A 20893-nucleotide genomic window follows, 5' to 3' on the forward strand; every position below is an offset into this window, starting at 1 on the left:
AGGGAGGCCCGGAGGAAGGCGCGCCACTCCTCCCGGCACCATGGCACCGGGTGGAGTGAAGCCCTCGGCGTCAGATATCCTTGCCGGCGATACCCGGGCGACCGCAGCGCCATTTGGTCACGCGCCATTTGGGGTGGGTTTCCGACCATTCGGCGATCACGGGCTGGGCGCCCATCATGCACTGGGTGGGGAGAGACACTTGCTCGACATTCAAGGACACGGCTTCTTCCTTGCACACGCCGGGCGAGGCGATCAGGCAGATAGATAAAATGAGCTCCATAGCGGGACCCTTTGAGTGTGGACCTGAGCTACCCGAGCGTTTCCCCTTAGACGCCCCTTTGCCAGCAAATGGCATGCCAGATGGAAACCCACCTTCGGGGAGTTGCGCTATATTGTCCGCGTCCGGCGTTTCGGCCTGCTCGTGCGTCCCGCTCCTGCCGCATCGGCCGGGCCCGGATCCCGCCCGGTCCGGAGCGGTCAAGGATTGGGCGCGGCCGATCCGCTCATGACTAAAGGCTGATCACGGCCGAAATGCGCGGCCGATGGTCGCGAGGAAGCCGCTCACTTCGCCCGGCCACGGCGAAACGCCGTCGGGAGTGGCGCGAAACCGTCGCAAAAGCAACGATTGCAACGACGTCCCCCTTGCGGGGAGTCGCGAAGCGGAACTAGTCTCACGCCCGTGTGGTCGTGCTATCGGGCCAACCGGTTTGGTGTTTCAAACGCTGCAACAAAGATAGCCGGGACATCGGAGAGGGGCACCCCGCCCTTTTGATGAGCAACCCCGTTTGGGAGGATTAAGATGGCCAAGATCAACAAGGTTCTGATCGGTGAATCACTTGTCGGCGACGGCAATGAAGTGGCCCACATCGACCTGATCATCGGCCCGCGCGGCAGCGCGGCGGAAAGTGCCTTCGTCAACGCACTCACCAACAACAAGGATGGCTTCACCTCGCTGCTCGCGGTGGTGACCCCCAACCTGCTGGCCAAGCCGAACACCATCCTGTTCAACAAGGTCACCATCAAGGACGCCCGCCAAGCCGTCCAGATGTTCGGCCCCGCCCAGTACGCCGTCGCCAAGGCGGTGGTGGATAGTGTCGCCGAGGGTGTCATCCCCGAGGACGAAGCCGACGACCTGTTCATCTCGGTCGGCGTGTTCATCCATTGGGAAGCCGCTGACGACGCCAAGATCCAGCAGTACAACTACCAGGCCACCAAGGAGGCGCTCGCCCGCGCCATCAACGGCCAGCCCACCGTGAAAGAGGTCGTCGCCGGCGCTGCCAGCGCCAAGCACCCCTTCGCGGCTTAGATCGGAAGCAACCCGGAGCAGAAAATACCACCGCCCGCGGCACCTTTGCCGAAGGGCCTGCTCCAGCGGTTGGCGGCAATCTTCCTCGACAAGTGAGGACGGCGCGTCCGTTCTCGTGCTCGTGCAGACCGAAGCGGCAATGCCGCTTCAGTGACCGCCGACTCCCGAGACCCGAGGCCACCGCCTCGGGTCTTTTTCCTATGTAGATCAATATATAAAATCCGGAACTTCATCTGAAATTTTAGAATAGACCGCTGCATTCCGGCGCGGCCGGTGCGCTTTCAGCCGATCACCTGCCGGCGCAGCGCCTCGACGGCGTCGGGCGCGCGGCGCTGCTGCGGGCTCAACCCCACCGCGACATCGGCGACGATCTGCGCCGGCGCGCCGTCGAGCCGCACGATGCGCGAGCCGAGCTCCACCGCCTCCCGGCTGTCATGAGTGACGAACATCACCGTCGCCGGCCGTGCCACCAGCAGCCGGCGCAGCAGGTCGCGCAGCCGCGCCGCGCCGGCCTCGTCGAGCGAGACGAAGGGCTCGTCCATCAGCAGCACGTCGGGATCGATGGCGAAGGCTCGCGCCAGCGCCACCCGCCGCTGCTGGCCGAGCGACAGCCGCTCGGGATAGGCATCCGCCTGCTCCTCGAGCCCGACCTGCCGCAGCATCGCCAGCGCCTTCTCGGCGGCCGCCGGGTCGCGCCCGAGCGGCAGCGCCACATTATCCAGCACGCTGCGCCACGGCAGCAGCCGCGGGCTCTGGAACGCATAGGCGAGGCGCGGCCCCTCGGGACGGGCAGCCGCGCCCGCCGCCGGCTCGAAGCGGATGGTGCCGGAAAAATCCCGGTCGAGGCCGGCGACCATGTTGAGCAGCGTCGTCTTGCCGAGGCCGGATGGCGCCAGCAGCACCACGAAGGCGAACGGCGCCACCTCCAGCCGGAAATCCCGGTAGATCAGCCGCGCCGGCGCGCCGGCCACCGCCGGGAAGCGTTTCTCGCCGATATCGATCGTGATGCCGGTCACCGGCGCCACCGGCCGGCGCGGCGTTCCAGGGGCTGGAGCAGCACCAGTTCGATGATCTGCACCACCAGGGTGAAGGCCAGCGCATAGGCAAGCACGGTGGCGACGTCGAACAGCTGGAACGCCGTCTGCAATTCGAAGCCGACGCCGTTGGAGCGGCCGAGCAGTTCCACCACCAGCACGATCTTCCAGGTCAGCGCGAGGCCGGAGCGGGCGGCGGCGGCGAAGAATGGCGCCAGTTGCGGCAGCACCACATGGCGCAGCGTGCGCAGCGGCCCGAAGCGATACACCAGCGCCATCTCGTCGAGCTCGCGCGACAGCGCGGCCGCGCCCTCGCGCAGCGTCACCGCGACATTGGGGATCTTGTTCACCGCCACCGCGGTGATCGCCGCCGCCTCGGTGAGGCCGAACCAGACATAACAGAGGATGATCACCACCAGCGCCGGCAGGTTCAACAGCACGATCAGCCACGGCCCGAACACCCGGTCGAGCGCCTTGGAGCGACCGAGCACGATGCCGATTGCCGCGCCGACCACCATGGCGACCAGGAAGCTCGCCGCCACCCGTCCCAGCGTGATCAGGATGTTGCGCGGTAAGGCAAAGTCGGCGCTGGCGCGCATCAGCGCCGCGGCGACCTCGGGCGGGCCCGGCAGCAGCGGCGAGTCGATAAGCCACGCCGCCGCCTGCCAGGCGAGCGCCAGCAGCGCCAGCGAGATCAGCGTCATCGTCGCGCCGGCGAGGCCGGACCGGGCCGCCTCCCCGCCTGAGCCGCCGGTGGTCGCGGTGCCGCTGCGCAGGAAGGCCACCGCGTCAGCCCCTCGACAAGGCGAACAGGCCGGGATCGAAGCCAGGCTTCGGCCCCACCAGTTCGGCCCCGCCAATCCGCGCCAGCACGTCATAGAGCTTGGCACAGGCGGCGACGCCCGCCGCGTCGAACGGTCCGGGAATGCCGACGCGGTAATAATCCCGCAGCTTGCCGAATTCCGCCGCGTCCGCCGCCTGCATCAGCGGGCGCAGCCGTTCCCAGGCGCTGGCCGCCGCGGCATCGGAGCCGGCGAGCAGGCGGTTCGCCGCCGCCGCGGCGCGGAAGAACGCGGCGAGCTGCGCGCCCTTGGTCGCGGCGGTGCGCTCGCGCCAGACGAAGCCGACCAGCGGCGGCGGCGGTGCGATGCCGAGCCCGGCCACCACCTCCTTCATGTCGAGCAGCCGCGCAAAGCCCTGCGCGTCCAATCGGGCGGCGAACGGCCAGAAGGTAAGCGCCGCGTCGATCCGCCCGAGCGACAATTGCTGGTTGATCAGCGGCGGCGCGCCGTAGACCGGCTCGGCGTCCTTGGTGAGGTCGATTCCCGCCGTCTGCTGGGCATAGGCGCGCAGGAGCAGCCAGCTCTTGTCCAATGCCCCGCCGGCGACGCCGAGCTTGCGCCCCTTGAGATCGGCGACGGCGCGCACCGGCCCGCCCGATGCCACCATCAGCGCGCCCAGCGCGCTGGAGAACGGCGCGAAACGGAAATCCTCGCCCTCCTGGCGACGGCGCATCGCCCATAGCCAGTCGCTGACGATCAGGTCGATATCGCCGGCCTGCAAGGCGACCGTGGTCGCCTGCCCGCCGGCGAAGTCGATCGATTCGAAGCTGAGCCCCTCGCGTGCGGCCAGGCCTTCGGCGCGGATGGTCTCGGTGAGCCAGTTGAGGGTGCCGAATTTCAGCGAGCCGATCCGCAGCGGCGCCTCGGCCGCGTAGCTCTCCGAGGGCACCAGCGCCAGCAGCAGCGGGGCCGCCAGCATGGCGCGACGGTTCGGTCGCAGGCCTTCCATGGCGCTGCCCTCGCCTTTCATGCCTGTGTTGCTCACGGCGCCGCCTTCCCGGTCAGCGGCGGATCCAGCAGGCGGTTGCGCACCAGATAGGAGATGCCGCGCAGCCAGGATTCATCGGTGTTGTTGCGGATATCGGCGCTGCCGGCGCGCAGCACCTTGCCGGTCTCGACGTCGCGCAGCTGGAAATTGATGTTCAGGATGAGGTTCGACACCTTCTGCACCAGCCCGATCACCTCGATCTGCGCCCCGAGCGCGCGGGCGATCGGCAGTTCGCAGCTGTTGCAGTTGCGGAACGGCGTCGCCTCCTCGATGCGCGCCGCCTCCGGGGCGAGGTCGATCACCTCATAGCCGGCGGCGGTGAGCCGCTGGCGCACCTCCCCGGTGATCAGGTCGAGCCGGTGCTGCTCCGCCGGCTTCGGCCCGCCCAGGCTGGCCTCGCCGCTGGTGTCGAGCAGTTCGAAGCCGAACACCGCGACGCGGGTCGCCGCCTCGGCGGGCGCGGCAAACCAGAACGGCAGGAGAGCGACAGCCGCCCCTGCCAATCTGGCGGGGTGCCATCGGCGGCGGCTGGATGGTCGTTGACGGGTCATCGGGCGACCTCCCGTTCTGCTGCGCCTGTTGTGGCGGCGATCATATCCCGGCGCCGACCGGCGGCAAGACATCCGCTTCACTTTTCCGTCAGTCTGGCGCTAAACTTCCTAATAGAGCACGGAAAAACTTCCCGCTTATTAATTTCTTATGGAACTTAAACTGTTGAAGACTTCGATGTGTTTGATAGTCTTCTTTCAAACATAACCAAAGGTCAGGTGCTCGAACGCCCGGCCAGCATAATCGGGACGGACGCTCATGAGACGGATGGTCCACGCCGCGGCGGCCGCAGCCGTGCTGGCGATGGCGGGCATGACCCTGCCCGCCTCGGCACAGCAGGAATCGCCCGCGCCCGCCGCCCCGAAGCCGGCGGCCGCTATTCCCGCCGCCCAGACCTTCCGCATCGGCCTCGTCAGGCAGATGCCGCCGCAGCCGCCGTGGATTGCGCCGCTCACCGCGCCGCCGGAAAATCTCGGCGTTGCCGGCGCCGAGCTCGGCATTCGCGATGCGCTCACCTCCGGGCGTTTCCTCAAGCTCGACTACACGCTCGCCACCGAAGTGGTGCCGACCGACGGCGATCCCCTCCCCGCGGCGCAGAAGCTCGCCGACGCCGGCAACAACTACATCCTGCTCGACGTCCCGGCCGATCAGCTCCTGCGCATCGCCGACGCGCTGAAGGGCAAGGACGTCCTGCTGGTCAATGTCGGCGCGCCGGACGACAGCCTGCGCCAGGCCGACTGCCGCGCCAATGTGTTCCACGTCGCCCCCAACCGCGCCATGCTCACCGATGCGCTGGCGCAGTTCCTGATGACCAAGCGCTGGCGCAACTGGTTCCTGTTCGTCGGCCGCACCGATGGCGACAAGCTCTATGCCGAGGCGGTGCGCAACTCGGCGCGGAAGTTCGGCGCCAAGATCGTCGCCGAAAAGGTCTGGGACTACGGCCCGGATGCTCGCGCCACCGCACAGTCGGAAGTGCCGCGCGCCACCCAGGTCGGCGAGTACGACATCCTCGTCATCGCCGACGAGCAGGGCGAGTTCGGCGACATCCTGCCCTACAATACCTGGCTCGCCCGCCCGACCGCCGGCACCCAGGGGCTGATGCCGCTCGCCTGGCACCCGACCATGGAAAACTGGGGCGCCTCGCAGCTGCAGAGCCGGTTCTTCAAACAGCACCAGCGGATGATGCTGCCGCTGGACTTCCAGATGTGGGAGGGCGTGTTCTCCATCGCCTCCGCCGGCATGAAGACCCGCTCCAGCGAGGTGGAGAAGATCCGCGCGCAGATCCTGTCGCCGGAATACGACCTGCCGGTATTCAAGGGCGTGGCGGCGAGCTTCCGCCCCTGGGACCACCAGCTGCGCCAGCCGATCCTGCTCACCCACGCCACCAACACGGTCACGCTGTCGCCGCAGCAGGCCTATCTGCACCAGCATACGCCGCTGGATACGCTCGGCTTCGACAAGCCCGAGAGCAAATGCAAGCTCAACTGAGAACGCGGCTGGACTGATACTCGCCTTCAACTGAAGAACCACCGGACGAGGCGCCGTTGAGAGCGCCCGCCGCCCAAAGGAGGAAACGATGACACGCCGTATCTTGCTGAGCGCCGGCCTCGCCTCGATGGCGGGCCTGATGGTGCTGGGAGAGAGCCTGCCGGCGCGGGCGCAATCGGCGCAAACCTCCCCGCGCGCCTTCATCTCGAACGAACGCGACCACACGCTCAGCGTCGTCGACATGGACAGCCTGAAGGTCATCGAGACCATCAAGACCGGCCGCCGGCCGCGCGGCGTCACCGCCAGCCCGGACGGCAAGCTGATCTATGTCGCCGCCTCCGACGACAGCCGCGTCGAGGTCTATGATTCCAAGACCTTCAAGCTGGTGAAGACGCTGCGCTCCGGGCCGGACCCGGAGCTGTTCGTGCTCGCCCCCTCCGGCAACCCGCTCTACATCGCCAATGAAGACGACAACATGGTTACCGTCGTCAATGTGGAGAACAACGAGCTGATCGCCGAGATCCCGGTCGGTGTCGAGCCGGAAGGCATGGGCGTCAGCCCGGACGGTCGCTACATGGTCAACACGTCCGAGACCACCAACATGGCGCATGTGGTCGATACCAAGACCAATGAGGTGATCGAGAACATCCTGGTGGATTCCCGCCCGCGCATCGCCGAGTTCCGCAAGGACGGCAAGCAGCTCTGGGTATCGGCCGAGGTGGGCGGCACCGTCTCGGTGATCGACCCGGCCAACTGGCAGATCGTCAAGAAGATCTCCTTCGACATTCCCGGCGTGAACAAGGACGCCATCCAACCGGTCGGGGTGCGCATCACCAAGGACGGCAAGAAGGCCTTCGTCGCCCTCGGCCCGGCCAACCGCGTCGCGGTGATCGATACCGGCACGCTGGAGGTGGAGAAATATCTCTTGGTCGGCCAGCGCGTCTGGCAGCTCGCCTTCACGCCGGACGAGAAGCTGCTGATCTCCACCAACGGCAATTCCAACGACATCTCGATCATCGATGTCGAGAGCGAGAAGGTGACAAAGTCGGTCGCGGTCGGCCGTGCCCCGTGGGGCGTGGTCGTGGTGCAGTAAATCAACGCAGCCAAGGGGAGGACGACATGACTTACGCCAATGCCATTGCCGCCGCCGTGACCATCAGCCTGCTCGGTTCGGGCGTTGCGCTCGCCGCCGGCGATCTCGCCCTCAAGGCCACCAAGCTGCCCGACCTCGAGGTCGGTCTTGGCGAGGCCGGGTTCGGCGTCTCGCAGAAGACCTATGAGATGGAGACCGGCAAGGCCTACCAGTTGCTGGTGAAGTCGACCGGCAACAAGGAATGCGCCTGGCAGTCGCCCGGCCTCGCCTCCAACATCTGGCTGCGCAAGATCGAGGCCGGCGGCATGGAGATCAAGGCCGCGCATCTGATCGAGCTCGAATTCGAGGACGCCGGCGAAGCCGAGATCTTCTTCGTGCCGGTGCGGACCGGAACCTTCAAATGGTTCTGCAAGGGCATGGAAGCGCGCGGCATGGAAGGCGAGTTCGTCGTAAAGTAGATGGCCCCCTCCTGCGCAGGACAGCGGACAGCCACCGTCGACATCATCCCCGGCCGCGCGCCGGGGATGCCATTTCGGGAAAGCGCATTTCCGCTACGGAACATCGATGCCGATCCATTTCGCAGACCATCCCGCGCCTGATCTGGCCGCCGAGCCGCCGGCGCTGTCGGTCGAGCGCGTCACCCACGCCTTCGGTCCCCGCAAGGCGCTGGACGATGTGAGCCTTGCTGTCCCCCGCGGCAACTTCACCGCCCTGCTCGGCCCGAACGGCGCCGGCAAGACGACGCTGTTCTCGCTCGTCACCCGCCTTTACCACAATCGCAGCGGCGCGATCCGCGTGCTCGGCCACGATGTGCGCCGCCAGCCGGCCGCCGCGCTGTCACGGCTCGGCGTGGTGTTTCAGGCCCGCACGCTCGATCTCGATCTCAGCGTGATGCAGAACCTGCTTTATCACGCGGCGCTGCACGGCATCGGCCGCTCGGCGGCGAAGCAGCGCGCCGCCGAGGTGCTGGAGAGCGTGGGCTTGAGCGACCGCGCCCGCGACAAGGTGCGCCAGCTTTCCGGCGGCCAGATGCGCCGCGTCGAGATCGCCCGCGCGCTGATGCACCGGCCCGATCTCCTGCTGCTCGACGAGCCGACCGTCGGCCTCGACATCGCGTCGCGCGCCGGCATCGTCGCCGAGGTACGCCGGCTGGTGGCGAGCGAGGGCATCGGCGTGCTGTGGGCGACCCACATCATCGAGGAGATCGCCCCGACCGATCGGGTTGTGGTGCTGCACAAGGGACGCATTCAGGCGCAGGGAGCGCATGCAGAGGTGCTCGCCACCGCCGGCGCGCCCGACCTGCCTGCCGCCTTCCTCGCCCTCACCCACGATACGGCGCCGCAATCGGAGGCGCATCCATGAACCCCTCCGACCGCCGCCAGCGCACTCGCCTGCCGCTCTCCGGCTATGCCATCTGCATGGCCGGCATCTGCGGCCGCGAGGCACTGCGCTTCATCCAGCAGCGCGGCCGCTTCCTCTCCGCTTTGGTGCGCCCGCTGGTGTGGCTGTTCATCTTCGCCGCCGGCTTCCGCTCGGTGCTCGGCGTGTCGATCATCCCGCCCTACGAGACCTACATCCTCTACGAGGTCTATGTCGCGCCGGGGCTGGTGGCGATGATCCTGCTGTTCAACGGGCTGCAATCCTCGCTTTCCATGGTCTATGACCGCGAGGTCGGCGCCATGCGCATCCTGCTCGTCAGCCCTTACCCGCGCTGGTACCTGCTGCTCTCCAAGCTGGTCGCCGGCATCTGCGTGGCGCTGTTGCAGGCCTATGCCTTCCTTGCCATAGCCTGGTTCTGGGAGGTGGAGGCGCCGCCCATCGGCTATCTCACCATATTGCCGGCGCTCATCCTCTCCGGCCTGATGCTCGGCGCGATGGGGCTGCTGATGTCGTCGCTATTCCGGCAGCTGGAGAACTTTGCCAGCGTGATGAACTTTGTGATCTTCCCGATGTTCTTCACCTCGTCGGCACTCTACCCGCTGTGGAAGGTGCAGGAGAGCAGCCTGCCGCTCTATTACATCTGCCTGTTCAACCCGTTCACCTATGCAGTGGAGCTGATCCGCTTCGCGCTCTACGGCCAGTTCGAGCCGTTCTCGGCGATGGTGGTCGCGGGCTGCGCGGCCGCATTCCTTCTCGCCGCCATTGTCGCCTATGATCCCTCTGCCGGACTGATGGCCCGCCGCGGCGGACCGGAGGCCGCCAAATGACAAGAATGAATGTCCGGGAGACGCCCATGATTTCGACGCGGATGCCCCTGAAGGGAATGCCTTCCCCGTCCCTGCGCGCCGGCCTTGCCGCCGCCGCCCTCCTCCTCGCCGCTATCCCGGCGGCGCAGGCCGCCAGTCCCTCCGGCCTGTGGCCGTGCATCCAGCCGCGCGTGGCCAGTCTCGCCGCGGCGCAGATGTGGGACGGCCCGGCGATCGACGGGCTCGACTGGCGCGACGACACGGCCGTGGCCGAGCTGGTGCCGGTACTCGCCGCCCGGCGCACCCCGATCGAGGAGGCCGACGCGAAGGTCGAGGCCTTCGCCAGGCAGGCCGGCGCCAACAAGGACGCCCGGCTGACGCTGCTCTTCGCCGGCGTGTTCGACCAGATCAACAGCCTGCGCTCGCGTATCCTCACCGGAATCGAGCGCTATTCGAAGCACCAGATCGATCTTTCCGACCGCATCCGGCAGGAGAGCCTCGAACTCGCCCGGCTGAAGAAGGCGGCCACCAGCGAGGCCGACAAGGCCAAGGCGGCCGATGCCGAGAAGCAGTTGCTGTGGGACACCCGAATCTACGACACTCGCACCCAGGCGGTGACGGCGGTGTGCGAGAGCCCGGTCATCCTCGAGCAGCGCGCCTTCGCCCTCGCCCGGGCGATACGCGCGCAGATGGAGTGACGCGGCACGCCCGCCGGTCAGCCGGAGACGGCCCGGCCCCGGCGGGTGACAAGGCGCCAGCCAATATATAGGACGATGAGCGCGTGCAGCAGCACCGTCAGGCCCAGCCCGAAAACATGTGCCCCCGCCGGCGCGTCGGCGGCCGCTAGCGTCGCGAAGCCGAGCGGCAGGAACAGGAGGACGGCGGTGGCGAGACCGGGATTGTAGGCGCGCAGCCGCAGGGCGGCCCCCAGGTGGATGACGGCATTGACCAGCATCGCATAGGGCGCCACCAGCCCGGCCGCCGGACCGCACAGAACGGCAGCGTAAAGGGCTGAGAGATTCACCCCCCACACCAGCGGCAGGTTGACCACCAGAACCACCGCGACGCTCAGCCCGTCCCGCCCGTGCAGCAGCCGACCGTTGACGAAGCGGCGGAAGCGGTCGCCGGCATGCTCTTCCACCTGATGCACCATGTAGACCGGGCTGTGCAGCAGGATCAGCAGCGTCGGCAGATCGAGGCCGCGCGCCAGCGCCGGTGCCAGCGCCAGCAGTGCGGCGGCCATGAAGCCGGCCCCGGCCACCCAGTGGCGCGCCAGCCAGGCGATGACGACAAAGCCACCAAGATGCCGATTCATGCGCACACCCGCACCTTGCCCGCCCCGGCCATACCCCACCCCGCCCGCGGGCCGGCGGCGGCCCGCGCCTGTCGGGCGCCGCAAGCGGGACCCCGCAAGTCGAGCCGTTGGCCGTTCCACGATCCGGCGGACCGGACGGAAGTCCCAGTCTAGCGTGGTGGAGGGAGATGAAAAGCGTCGGCGCGCCGGGGAAGGCCGAGGATCCGGTCGGCTGCGGCCCGCTCACTCGAGCGGCATCGCCCTCTCCAGCGGCAGGCCGGCCTTGGCCCAGCCGTCGCTGCCCTGCGGGTACCAGGCGACGTCGGAATAGCCATAGGCCATCGCCCGTTTGGCGGCGTTCCACGACATCCAGCAATCGGTGAGGCAATAGAACACCAGCGGCGCCTCGCGACGGCCGGCGGTCAGCGCCTCCAGGTTGCGGCGGAAATAGCCGTCCACCGGCTCGCTCAGCGCGCCATAGCCGACATTGGGCAGCCAGGCGCTGCCGGGCAGATGGTCGCGCGGCTTGTCGCGCCAGACCGTGCCGGGAGCGAGATTGGCCGGCTTGACGTCACGCGGCAGCACGTCGACGAACAGCGCCGCCTTTGCCCGCCACAGCCGCTCCGCCTCGCCGGTGTCGATCACCCGGGCGCCCTTCAGCGCCGCCGGGGTCGGCGCGCGGTAGGCGTCCATGCGGTAGCCTTCCGGCTCGGCGACCGCCGTCGGCTCATCCGCCGGCCCGCCCTTTTGCCCGCCGGCCTGTCCGGTCGGCGATGGACCGGCCGGATTCTGCGCCTTGGCGGGAGTGAAGGCGATCAGCGCCACCGCCAGCCCGGCCATGCCGAGCCAGGCGATCCGCACCATCGGCGAGCGGGGAAGCAGGCAGCCGGGGAGCGACGCCGTCCCTCGGGCCGGCTCCTCTCCCCGGGCCGCATGCACGGTCATTTGCCAGCCTCGATCGGCTGGTTGCGCTCATCCAGCAGCGGCACGCCGAAATCCAGCAGGATGCGGTTGATCTCCGGCTGCTCGGCGGTGATGAACTGGTTGAGCTGGTGCTTCCAGTTCAGCTCGCCGGGGCGGATGCCGAAGGTGATGCGGTAGACCATCTGCGGGTCGCCGCGCTCCTTGGTGAGCGGCACCACCGAGAGCGGCGCCTCGGAGCGGCGGGCATAATAGCCGCCGATCGGGCCCCACAATATGCCGGCGTCGATGGTGCCGGCATTGATGTCGGCGATCATCTGCTCGGCCGGGCTCTCATAGCGCCGGTCGACCATCAGCGCATAGGGCCGGGCGAAGCCCATCAGTCCGTTGCGCTGCAGATGGTCGCCCGGCGGCGAGCCGGCGATGACGCCGATATGCAGCCCCTTGAGGCGCGGATCGGCCAGCGTGTCCACCCCGTCGAGCGGCCCGCCCTTGCGGGTGATCAGCACCCAGGCGGAGCGGTAATACGGATTGGTGTTGAGCACCGGGTCGCCGCCGGCGACATAACCCATGACGATGTCGCAGCGCTTGGCGGCGAGCGTCATGCGGTAGAAGCCGGTCGCCTGCGGAAACCAGGTGTAATCGAGCGGGATGTCGAGCTTCTTGGCGAGCAACTCGGCGATCCGGTTTTCGAATCCCTCGCCCTTCTCGTTGGTGAAGGGCATGTTGGCCGGATCGGCGCACACCCTCAGCGTCGAGCGGTCGACGAGGTCGGAGACCTGCGCCAGCGCCGGCCGCGCCGCGCCCGGCAGCAGCATTGCGAGAACGAGGCCCGCAAGTGCCGCCGCCCTCAGGCCACCGGCGCGGCAGATCCGGCCGGCGGCGCCCGTCGCCGGGCTATTTCCGGCCAAAGCACTGGTTCTCATTGTCGCCATAGGCCTTCGTCTTGTCCTCGCGCTTGCTGGGGCGCGTACGGTCGAGCGCCCCGTCGGCGCGGGCCTTGAGATAGACGTAGAGGTCGTCGAGATAGCACATGACGTTGAGGTTCTCGCCGAAGGCCGGCATCACCTGATCCGCCGTACCGACGCCGACCGTCTTCTTGCCGTTCACCACCACCTCGGTGAACTGCTCGTAGCTCAGCGTCTTCAGCGAGTTGGCCAGCGCCGGCGCATAGCTCGAGCCCATGCCGTCCGGGCCGTGGCAGACATGGCATTCGGCATGGTAGCGGCGGTAGCCGGAATAGGCGAACCAGTCCATCGTGCCGTCGGGGGCGATGCGGTAGGTCGGTGTGCCGTCGGACATGGTGTATTTGCCCATGTCGTCCTTGGTCGCCTCCTGGCCGCCATGGGTCTTGGAGCCATCGGGCGCGGTGCCGACGGTGTTGGCCACGGCGGGCTGTTCCTGTGCCACGGCGCCGGCGGACGGCAGCACGAGGCAGGCGAGCGCAAGGCTCATGACAAGCAAGCCGGTGGCCAGCAGCGCGGACGGCTTGAACCCGACAGGGCGCGCCTGCGCCGGGCTGGGGTTCGACCGTCCGAAAGCGTAATTCGTCATGGAGTCACTCCCGAAGGCACCAGGCCAGAATGGAGGGGCGGAACGCGCCGTGATGCGGACGGCAGCCGGCACACGACCTGGGATGATTCTAAATATCTAATAAGATTCGAACGCCCGAGACGCCGGGGCCTGGCGCATCGCTTCGACGATGGCCAGGCCCCATTGCCGTCAGTCGGGTAGAGGCGCCGCCCCGCGAGGGGACGGCGCACTCCATCAGTTGGGAAGGGCGAACACGGTGAGCTGGCCACCCAGATTGGTGTAGCTGCTCAGCGCGGCATAGCCGCCCACGGCGCCGAGGCCGGCATTCGGATCGGTCAGGCCGGCCGCAAGGCCGATACCCGCCCAGCCGCCGACACCCGAGAGGACGGCGATGTACTGCTTGCCGCCATGCTCATAGGTGGTGACGTTGCCGATGATGCCCGACGGGGTCTTGAACTTGTACAGTTCCTTGCCCGTCTTCGAGTCGACCGCCTTCAGGTAGCCTTCGAGCGTGCCGTAGAAGACCACGTCGCCGGCAGTGGCGAGCGCACCCGACCACACCGAGAAGGGCTCCTTCAGCGACCAAACGATCTTGCCCTTGGTGTTGTCCCAGGCGATGAAGTTGCCCATGCCGCCATGGCTGTTGGGAGCCGGGAACATCGACAGGGTCGCACCGACATAGGGCTGGCCCGCAGTGTAGCTGACGCGGAACGGCTCGTAGTCCATGCAGACATGGTTGGTGGGCACGTAGAAGAGGTTGGTCTTGGGCGAGAACGCCGCCGGCTGCTGGTCCTTGGTGCCGAGCGCCGCCGGGCAGATGCCCTTCGAGTTGACGTCTTCACCGTTCTGCTCGGTCGAATACTGGGCAACGACCAGCGGACGACCGAAGGTCGGGCTCGCCTTGTCCATGTCGACCTTGGTGGCCCAGTTCACCGACGGGTCATACTTCTCGGCGACCAGGAGCTCGCCGGTCACGCGGTCGAGCGTATAGCCGAAGCCGTTACGGTCGAAATGGGTGAGCAGCTTGCGCGGCGCGCCGTTGAACTGCTGATCCGTGAGGATCATCTCGTTGACGCCGTCATAGTCCCACTCGTCGTGGGGGGTCATCTGGTAGACCCACTTGGCCATGCCGGTGTCGGCGTCACGCGCCCAGATGGTCATCGACCACTTGTTGTCGCCGGGACGCTGCTTCGGGTTCCAGGTCGAGGGGTTGCCCGAGCCGTAATAGACCAGGTTGGTCTCGGGATCGTAGGAATACCAGCCCCAGGTGCAGCCGCCGCCGATCTTCCACTGATCGCCTTCCCAGCTCTTCAGCGACGAGTCGGGGCCAATCGGCTTGCCGAGCGCGGTGGTCTTCTGGGGGTCCACCAGCATCTCGTTGTCGGGGCCCATCGAGAAGCCGCGCCACACCTGCTTGCCGGTCTTGCTGTCATAGGCGGTCACATGGCAGCGCACGCCGAATTCACCACCGGAAATACCGACGATGACCTTGTCCTTCACCGGCATGACGGTAGCGGTGTTGGTCTCACCCTTCTTGGGATCGCCATTCACCACCGACCACTTCTTCTCGCCGGTCTTGGCATCGAGCGCGACGAGCGTGGTGTCGGCCTGGTGCAGGTAGATCATGCCGTCGGAGAAGGCGAGACCACGGTTGACCGTGTCGCAGCACATCACCGGAATGACGTTGGGATCCTGCTTGGGCTCGTATTTCCAGATGATCTTGCCATCATCATTGAGGTCGAGCGCATAGACGATGTTCGGGAACGGCGTGTGGACGTACATCACGTCGCCAATCACCAGCGGGCCGCCTTCGTGGCCGCGCAGCACGCCCGTGGAGAAGCTCCACGCCACCTGCATCTTGCCGACATTGCCGGCGTTGATCTGATCGAGCTTGGAATACCGGGTGTTGGCGTAATCACCGGTCTGAATACCCCATTGCTTGGGGTCCTTAATGATCTTTGTCAGTCCGTCATTGGCCGCGGCAGGCCAAGCATAGACGGCAACACCCAATAGCAGCGCCGCACAGGCGAGCTTGCGCATGCGTAAATCTCCTCCTCAACGCGTTCCTCCGGCCACAGGGGCTGTATTCAGCCGTGCTGCGATCGGTTTATTATTCTCGTTTTACGTTCGTCTCCGACAGCGTGTCACGACCGGCTGGGGGGAGAACAGCCGGAAATCACGGGGGCCCTCGCCCCAAGCTGGCCTACGAAGTGAATTCCGAGGTTTTGGGCCCCGAAAATTCATTGAAGCCGGAGATGTCACGACCCTAGACCGATTTTGAACAACGCGCAATAAGAACCGCGCCGCCAAAACTCTCTTATTATGATTTTGCTGCAGCCGCTTATCTTATGCTGCATGTGCGAATTGATGTACTGTATACCAGAGAGGAATACTTGAATTTTCCGTCGATTTCGTCGGATTCCTGCGGAAAATCCAGCCCCGCAATGCCCTCGGCAGCCCTGAGCCACCCCGCCGGCGGGTCACTCCCACTCGAATTCGTGATAGGCGGCGATGGCGTTGCGGGCGTTGAATTCGTCGAACAGCGCCCAGGAATGCCGCTCCGATTGCCCCGCCCGCTCGGCGGCATCCCCCATCGGGACACCATCTGCGATGAAGCGCCGCACGTCGGCGCGCAGCACCTCGAGATAGCCGCGCTCGGCCGCCGCCGCGGCGGGCCAATCGACGCCGGCTGGCCCGTGGCCGGGCACGGCGCGGGCGGCCGGGCGGGCGGCGAGCTCGTCGAGCACCGCCAGCCAGCCCTTCAGGCTGCCGTCGAGCGTCGGGACATGGCCGACGAACAGCAGGTCGCCGAGAAACCAGGTGCCGCTCGCCGAATCGCGGATCGTCAGGTCGTTGTCGGTATGGGCGGTCGGGTGCGCCTCGAGTTCGAGCGCCCGTCCGCCGAGGTCGATGGTGAGCCGGCTCTCCACCAGCAGATCCGGCAGCACGATCCGCGTGCCCTCCGCCGCCGGCCCGAGCAGGCGCTTCACCTGGTCGAGATAGGTCTCGGCCCGCATGGAAAGCGCCCGCGGCAGCTTGCGGTGGCCGACGAATCGCACGCCTTCCGCCTCGAACGCGGAATTGCCGAGCACGTGGTCGGGATGCATGTGGGTGTTGATGACATAGCGCAGCGGCCGGTCGGTGACGCGCCGCGCCGCCTCGCGCAGCCTCATGCCGGCGATATGGCTGTTGCCGGTGTCGATCACCGCCGCCGCCGCGTCGCCGACGACGAGGCCGACATTGGCGATGGCGCCGTCATTGTCCGGCGCCATCAGCGCATAGGGAGCACGGTGGACGAAGACGCCGGGCGTGATCTCTTCGAGCGAGATGTCCCCGGCCGGCGCGGCGAAGGCGCAGCCGCACGTCAGCGTCAGCCCGCCCGCGACGATGCCGCCGGCCGCGAACGCCCCGAAGGCGAGCGCGGTACGGCGGTTCGGCGCAAGAAACCTCGGCGGGATCACCGTGGCCATCGGCTTGCCACCTCGCCTCCCCTGTCCTCGCCGCGCGCCCGCTCCGGGAGGCAACCCACGGGCGCCAGCCATCCGCACCGGCCCGACGGGTCGGTTACGGCAGATCAGGCAGCCCGCAAGGGTCGCGGAGCCGCCATCACGGCTTCACAAGGTATACCCCCCGGCCGGCAGCGCCGATCGGGGCGGCTCCCGTCAGGGCTTCTTGGCGCCGCTGGCGTCGAACTGCGAGAGAAAGGCGATCAGGTCGTTGCGATCGTCTTCCTTCGGCAGGCCAGCGAACACCATCTTCACCCCCGGCATGGCCTGGCGCGGATTGGCGAGATAGGTGCTGAGCTGCTCGGCGGTCCAGGTGTCGCCCTTGGCGCCGTGCTCCTTGAGCGTGTCGGAATAGTTGAACCCTTCCACCGCGCCCATCTTGCGGCCGACGATGCCATTCAGCTCGGGGCCCACCTTGTTCTTGGCGCCCTCGCCCACCGCATGGCAGGCCATGCATTTCTTGAAAACATTGGCGCCCTTGGTGGCGTCGCCATCGGCGAGCGCGGCGGTGGAGCCGAGGGCGGCAAGGACGGCAGCGGCGAGAAGACGGTTCATCGGATTCCTTCCTAAGTGCTTGTCATTGAACGGCGCCGTCAGATGCGGCACTTGACCCGGTTGCAGCTTAGCGCCTTGCCTGGAACGATCCTAGACTAAGGATGGTTCACGTCGCCGGCAGGCACTCGACAATTCGCCGCATATCCCTCCGTCAGCCGGTTGCACCTAGGTGCGGCACGGCGTCACGCAGGTGGATGCGGCGGCGTTTCCTAGAGCACCAGCACCTCGCCCAGCCCGCCCTGGAGCCGGTCGCCGACCAGCCGGCGCGCCCGGACGGCGGTGCCGATAAGCGCCGCGAGGTCGGGGACGCGGCGGGCCATCAGCCGCAGCGCCACCAGATCATGGGTGCCGGTATCGGCGAATCCCTCGGCGAGCGCGGGCACCGCGCGCACGATCAGCGTGCCGCGCTTCATGCCCCGCCCGGCCCCCGCGCCGAACCCGCCGGCCACCGCCAGCGTGCCGGCGATCATGTCGGTCGCCGCCTCGGCACCGACGGCACCTTCAACGAGGATCAGCCCGCCGCGCTGCCGCTCGCCGGCACGCGCCCCGGCATTGCCACGGATGACCACGACGCCGCCGGCCATGCCGCGCCGCGCGCCGGAAGGCGCCGCGCCCAGCCGCGCCCCGGCATTGCCGCCGAGCTCGATCCGGCCGCCGGTCATGCCGGCCGCCAGCTCGTCGCCGGCATCACCGGCGATTCGCAGCAATCCGCCCGCCATGCCGCGCCCGGCATGGGCGCCGACCGCGCCCTCGACGACGATCTCGCCGGCGTCCAAGCCGGCGCCGACGCCGTCGAGCCGGGCATCGCCGGCCTCGATCACCAGCCGTCCCTCGCCGCCGGCGCGCACCGCGAACAGTTCGCCCAGCGCCACGAGGCGGCCGCCATGGGGCCGCTCGATCGCCTCCACCTCGCCCGGCGCCTTGCCGGCGAGGGCGGAGGGCGTCAGCCCGCCAAGGTCGAGCCGCGCGGCGAGCGGCGTCTTCAGCCGCAGCACCATGCTCATGCGCCGCCTCCCATGATGTCGCGCAGCTTGAAGTGGAACGGGCCGAGATTGCCGCCGTAATTGCCGGCATCGATCGCGACCACCCCGCCGGCGCCGCCGACCGCGCACACCGCCTCGATGCCGACCTTGGTCGCCGCGGCCACCGCGTCGAAGCTCACGCCATCGATGACGATCTCCATCACGCTGCCGACCTCGTCGGGCAGCGCCGAGGCCGCCACCCCGCGCAGGGTCGGGCAATAGGCATCGTTGCTGGAGGCGAACAGCGCCTTGTATTTCGAGCCGACCTTGGAGCCTGAGCGCACCACCCCGCCGGGGAACGGCAGGATGACGCCTTCCACCGCGCTCATCGCCTTCACCGCCTGCTCGGCGGCATAAAGCGCCTGCGGCCGCGAGCGGGCGAGAATCAGGATGTTGCCGCCGCCGACGCCTTCCACCGAGCCGGTGTCCTCGTCGCAGACGAACTCGCCATCCATCACCGGCAGCCGCCAGAAGCGCTCCGCCCTGCCATCGGCCCCCGCGAACTTCTTCGATATCTGGTAGCCATCGGCGAAGTAGCGGATGGTCTTGGCCAGCGGCACCCTTTTGCCGCCCTCCACGCCGGCATAGCAGGCGGTGGTCGGGCAGGTGAGGATGCATTGGCCGAGCCGCAGCGGCACCACGGTCTTCAGCCCTTTGAAATCCATGGCGAAAATCAGGATCGCCACCCCCGGCCGCCCGTCCGGCGTGTCCTCGGGCGCGATCACCCGCTCCACCCCGGCCTCGCAACCGCAGCCGATCACCGAGGTGGCGAAGCCGGTGGTGACGCGTGCCGCCGTCATCGCCCAGTCCGGGGTGTCGGCGGTGATGATCAGCCTTGTGCCCACCATCGGGAAGGCCTCGGCGAAACTGTCGCGGATCTCGACGCCGTTGATGATCACGACGCACCTCCCACGCAATTCAGCACGCTCGGCCCGCGCCCGCCGCGAAGCTCGCCGTCGGCAATGGCGAAATGCTTGGCCTTCAGCCCCACCGTCTGGTCGAACCAGGCGTCGAGCTTGCCCTCGATCGCGCTGTCGAAATCGGTGCGCACCACATGGGTGGTGCCCGGCGCCAGATCGACCACCTCGCCATCCCTGACGATCAGCCGGCCATCCTTGAACACCAGCCGGGCCCTGGAGAACATCGCCTCGCGGTCGGCATCCTCGTCATGCACGGCGATGTCGGCCACCGCGCCCGGCGCCAGATGCCCCTTGTCGGTCAGCCCGAGAATGCGCGCCGGCGCCGCCCGCGTCAGTATGGCGATCTCCTCCAGCGAATATTCGCGGGTGATCTGCGCCAGCAGCGTGTGCGCCTGCGCCGCCTTGTTCAGCGTCGCCAGCTGGGCGTTGCGGAAGTCGCGGTCCATCAGCAGCCGGATCAGGTGCGGATAGGTGGTGAACGGCCCGCCATTGGGATGGTCGGTGGTCAGGAAGATCCGCCACGGATCTTCCACCAGCAGGAACAGCTCCAGCCCGATCGCCCATTGCAGCGCATTGACGAAATTCTTGTCGCGATACTCGAACGGCACCACGCCGCAGCCGGCATCGAGCTCGATGTCCATGCCGATCGACTTCTTCGGCGAGGCGAAGCCGCGATTGCGATACTGCGCCATGTAGTCGGCCGAAGCGGTCACCGTCTGGCCGAACATCACCTGCCCGACATCCACCGAGATGTTCGGGTTGGCGTTGACCATCGCGGCGATGCGCGCCGCCGAGGAGGAGAAGCGGCGGTCGCCCTCGGTGCCGTAGGAATGGAACTGCAGATGCGTCAGATGCAGCCGCCGGCCCTCGGTGGCGGCGATGGTGGCGAGCGTGGTCTCGTCATTGCCGGGCACGCCGAGATTGCAGCCATGCAGATGGATCGGGTGCGGCACGCCGAGCTCGGTCACCGCGCGGATCAGCGTGGTCAGCACGTTGCGCGGCGTCACAGGATAGTGCGGGTTCGCCTCGTCAAGGTTGAGCGAGCGGGCGTTGAACTTGAAGGCGTTGATGCCGCCCGGATTGACGATCTTGATCGCGAAGGCCTGCGTCGCCTTCAGCATCCAGCCGACATAGGCGTTGATCTCCTCCTGCGGCGCGCCGGCCGCGATCAGCCGCAGGATGAAGTCGTCATTGCCGAGCACCAGATAGGCGCCGGTGTCGAGATTGGGGATATCCGCCATCTCCAGATGCGCGGAGCGCGCATTCGAACCCAGCATCGCCGGCTCGAACACCGTGGTGTAGCCGAGTTCGGCATAACGGCAGCCGGTGGCGTGGGCGGTCGGCACCGCCCGCCCACCGCCGCAGCCGCAAAAGCTGCCGGAAAACTGCGGCAAGGCCGGCTCGGGATAGGCCCGCCGGTCCTCCTGCATCAGCAGCCGGGCGAGGTTCATCTTGCCGCCGGCGATGTGGCTGTGCAGGTCGATGCCGCCCGCCATCACGATGGCGCCGCCGAGATCGTATTCGGCATCGGCCTTCTCGCGCGTCGCCGCGACGACGCGTCCGTCGAGAAACTCGACGTCGCGCGCCACGGCGTTCTCGCCGTTCGCCGGGTCGAGCACCCGCCCGCCTCTCAGCCTGATACGCATTTCATCCCCT

At 67.6% G+C, this 20893-nt stretch carries 22 protein-coding genes; 7 read left to right on the forward strand and 15 right to left on the reverse strand.

Features of this window, described 5'->3' with window-relative positions:
- Positions 1-70: 70 nt before the first annotated feature.
- Complete coding sequence (locus KHC24_RS01155; protein WP_213358603.1) at positions 71-280, reverse strand: hypothetical protein; 210 nt, start codon at positions 278-280, stop codon at positions 71-73.
- Positions 281-799: 519 nt separating this feature from the next.
- On the opposite strand from KHC24_RS01155, the gene fae reads away from it, so the two are divergent.
- The gene (gene fae, locus KHC24_RS01160) at positions 800-1306 is read left to right on the forward strand and encodes a formaldehyde-activating enzyme (RefSeq protein ID WP_213358604.1); all 507 of its coding nucleotides are present in this window, start codon (positions 800-802) and stop codon (positions 1304-1306) included.
- Between the two features lie 281 nt (positions 1307-1587).
- Here fae and KHC24_RS01165 read toward each other — a convergent pair whose 3' ends face one another.
- The 4 genes from KHC24_RS01165 to KHC24_RS01180 all read right to left on the reverse strand — a co-directional run bounded on the left by KHC24_RS01165 (position 1588) and on the right by KHC24_RS01180 (position 4721).
- Positions 1588-2322 carry an ABC transporter ATP-binding protein gene (locus KHC24_RS01165; RefSeq protein ID WP_309299337.1) on the reverse strand — a complete coding sequence of 245 codons (735 nt, stop codon included), beginning with the start codon at positions 2320-2322 and terminating at the stop codon, positions 1588-1590.
- Positions 2319-3044 carry an ABC transporter permease gene (locus KHC24_RS01170; protein WP_213358859.1) on the reverse strand — a complete coding sequence of 242 codons (726 nt, stop codon included), beginning with the start codon at positions 3042-3044 and terminating at the stop codon, positions 2319-2321. Before KHC24_RS01170 ends, KHC24_RS01165 begins: the two co-directional genes overlap by 4 nt.
- Before the next feature lie 85 nt (positions 3045-3129).
- Positions 3130-4167 carry an ABC transporter substrate-binding protein gene (locus KHC24_RS01175; protein WP_271180584.1) on the reverse strand — a complete coding sequence of 346 codons (1038 nt, stop codon included), beginning with the start codon at positions 4165-4167 and terminating at the stop codon, positions 3130-3132.
- A complete protein-coding gene (locus KHC24_RS01180; RefSeq protein ID WP_213358606.1) occupies positions 4164-4721 on the reverse strand; it encodes a DUF3280 domain-containing protein in 558 nt (185 codons plus the stop codon). The genes KHC24_RS01175 and KHC24_RS01180 overlap by 4 nt, the downstream gene beginning before the upstream one ends.
- Positions 4722-4977: 256 nt before the next feature.
- Between KHC24_RS01180 and KHC24_RS01185 the strand changes: the two genes are divergently transcribed.
- The 6 genes from KHC24_RS01185 (at position 4978) to KHC24_RS01210 (ending at position 10184) form a co-directional block, all read left to right on the forward strand.
- Positions 4978-6207: an ABC transporter substrate-binding protein gene (locus tag KHC24_RS01185; RefSeq protein ID WP_213358607.1), complete on the forward strand. Its 1230-nt coding sequence runs from the start codon at positions 4978-4980 to the stop codon at positions 6205-6207.
- Between the two features lie 88 nt (positions 6208-6295).
- Positions 6296-7300: a PQQ-dependent catabolism-associated beta-propeller protein gene (locus KHC24_RS01190; RefSeq protein WP_213358608.1), complete on the forward strand. Its 1005-nt coding sequence runs from the start codon at positions 6296-6298 to the stop codon at positions 7298-7300.
- A 26-nt stretch (positions 7301-7326) separates the two neighbouring features.
- Entirely contained in the window at positions 7327-7758 is a 432-nt protein-coding gene (locus tag KHC24_RS01195) for a cupredoxin domain-containing protein (RefSeq protein ID WP_213358609.1), read from the forward strand.
- A gap of 106 nt (positions 7759-7864) precedes the next feature.
- On the forward strand, positions 7865-8662 hold the full coding sequence (locus tag KHC24_RS01200; RefSeq protein ID WP_213358610.1) for an ABC transporter ATP-binding protein: 798 nt from the start codon (positions 7865-7867) through the stop codon (positions 8660-8662).
- Entirely contained in the window at positions 8659-9507 is an 849-nt protein-coding gene (locus tag KHC24_RS01205; RefSeq protein WP_213358611.1) for an ABC transporter permease, read from the forward strand. Before KHC24_RS01200 ends, KHC24_RS01205 begins: the two co-directional genes overlap by 4 nt.
- 56 nt (positions 9508-9563) lie before the next feature.
- A complete protein-coding gene (locus KHC24_RS01210; protein ID WP_213358612.1) occupies positions 9564-10184 on the forward strand; it encodes a hypothetical protein in 621 nt (206 codons plus the stop codon).
- A gap of 17 nt (positions 10185-10201) precedes the next feature.
- Here KHC24_RS01210 and KHC24_RS01215 read toward each other — a convergent pair whose 3' ends face one another.
- From KHC24_RS01215 to KHC24_RS01260, 10 genes are all read right to left on the reverse strand, one after another.
- On the reverse strand, positions 10202-10801 hold the full coding sequence (locus tag KHC24_RS01215; protein ID WP_213358613.1) for an HXXEE domain-containing protein: 600 nt from the start codon (positions 10799-10801) through the stop codon (positions 10202-10204).
- Positions 10802-11023: 222 nt separating this feature from the next.
- Positions 11024-11644, reverse strand: a complete 621-nt coding sequence (locus tag KHC24_RS01220) for a PQQ-dependent catabolism-associated CXXCW motif protein (RefSeq protein WP_246546020.1) — start codon at positions 11642-11644, stop codon at positions 11024-11026.
- Between the two features lie 77 nt (positions 11645-11721).
- Entirely contained in the window at positions 11722-12519 is a 798-nt protein-coding gene (locus tag KHC24_RS01225; RefSeq protein WP_213358863.1) for a substrate-binding domain-containing protein, read from the reverse strand.
- A gap of 79 nt (positions 12520-12598) precedes the next feature.
- Complete coding sequence (locus tag KHC24_RS01230; RefSeq protein WP_213358865.1) at positions 12599-13156, reverse strand: c-type cytochrome, methanol metabolism-related; 558 nt, start codon at positions 13154-13156, stop codon at positions 12599-12601.
- Between the two features lie 312 nt (positions 13157-13468).
- The gene (gene xoxF5, locus KHC24_RS01235; protein WP_213358614.1) at positions 13469-15274 is read right to left on the reverse strand and encodes a lanthanide-dependent methanol dehydrogenase XoxF5; all 1806 of its coding nucleotides are present in this window, start codon (positions 15272-15274) and stop codon (positions 13469-13471) included.
- A gap of 440 nt (positions 15275-15714) precedes the next feature.
- Positions 15715-16704: a quinoprotein relay system zinc metallohydrolase 2 gene (locus KHC24_RS01240; RefSeq protein WP_213358615.1), complete on the reverse strand. Its 990-nt coding sequence runs from the start codon at positions 16702-16704 to the stop codon at positions 15715-15717.
- Between the two features lie 192 nt (positions 16705-16896).
- On the reverse strand, positions 16897-17295 hold the full coding sequence (locus KHC24_RS01245) for a c-type cytochrome (protein ID WP_213358616.1): 399 nt from the start codon (positions 17293-17295) through the stop codon (positions 16897-16899).
- 209 nt (positions 17296-17504) lie between these two features.
- Positions 17505-18299 carry a formylmethanofuran dehydrogenase subunit C gene (locus KHC24_RS01250; protein ID WP_213358617.1) on the reverse strand — a complete coding sequence of 265 codons (795 nt, stop codon included), beginning with the start codon at positions 18297-18299 and terminating at the stop codon, positions 17505-17507.
- Complete coding sequence (gene fhcD, locus KHC24_RS01255; protein WP_213358618.1) at positions 18296-19216, reverse strand: formylmethanofuran--tetrahydromethanopterin N-formyltransferase; 921 nt, start codon at positions 19214-19216, stop codon at positions 18296-18298. The genes KHC24_RS01250 and fhcD overlap by 4 nt, the downstream gene beginning before the upstream one ends.
- Positions 19213-20883, reverse strand: a complete 1671-nt coding sequence (locus tag KHC24_RS01260; RefSeq protein WP_213358619.1) for a formylmethanofuran dehydrogenase subunit A — start codon at positions 20881-20883, stop codon at positions 19213-19215. The genes fhcD and KHC24_RS01260 overlap by 4 nt, the downstream gene beginning before the upstream one ends.
- Between the last annotated feature and the right edge of the window lie 10 nt (positions 20884-20893).

The organism is Ancylobacter defluvii (assembly GCF_018390605.1).
In the GTDB taxonomy this organism is placed as follows: domain Bacteria; phylum Pseudomonadota; class Alphaproteobacteria; order Rhizobiales; family Xanthobacteraceae; genus Ancylobacter; species Ancylobacter defluvii.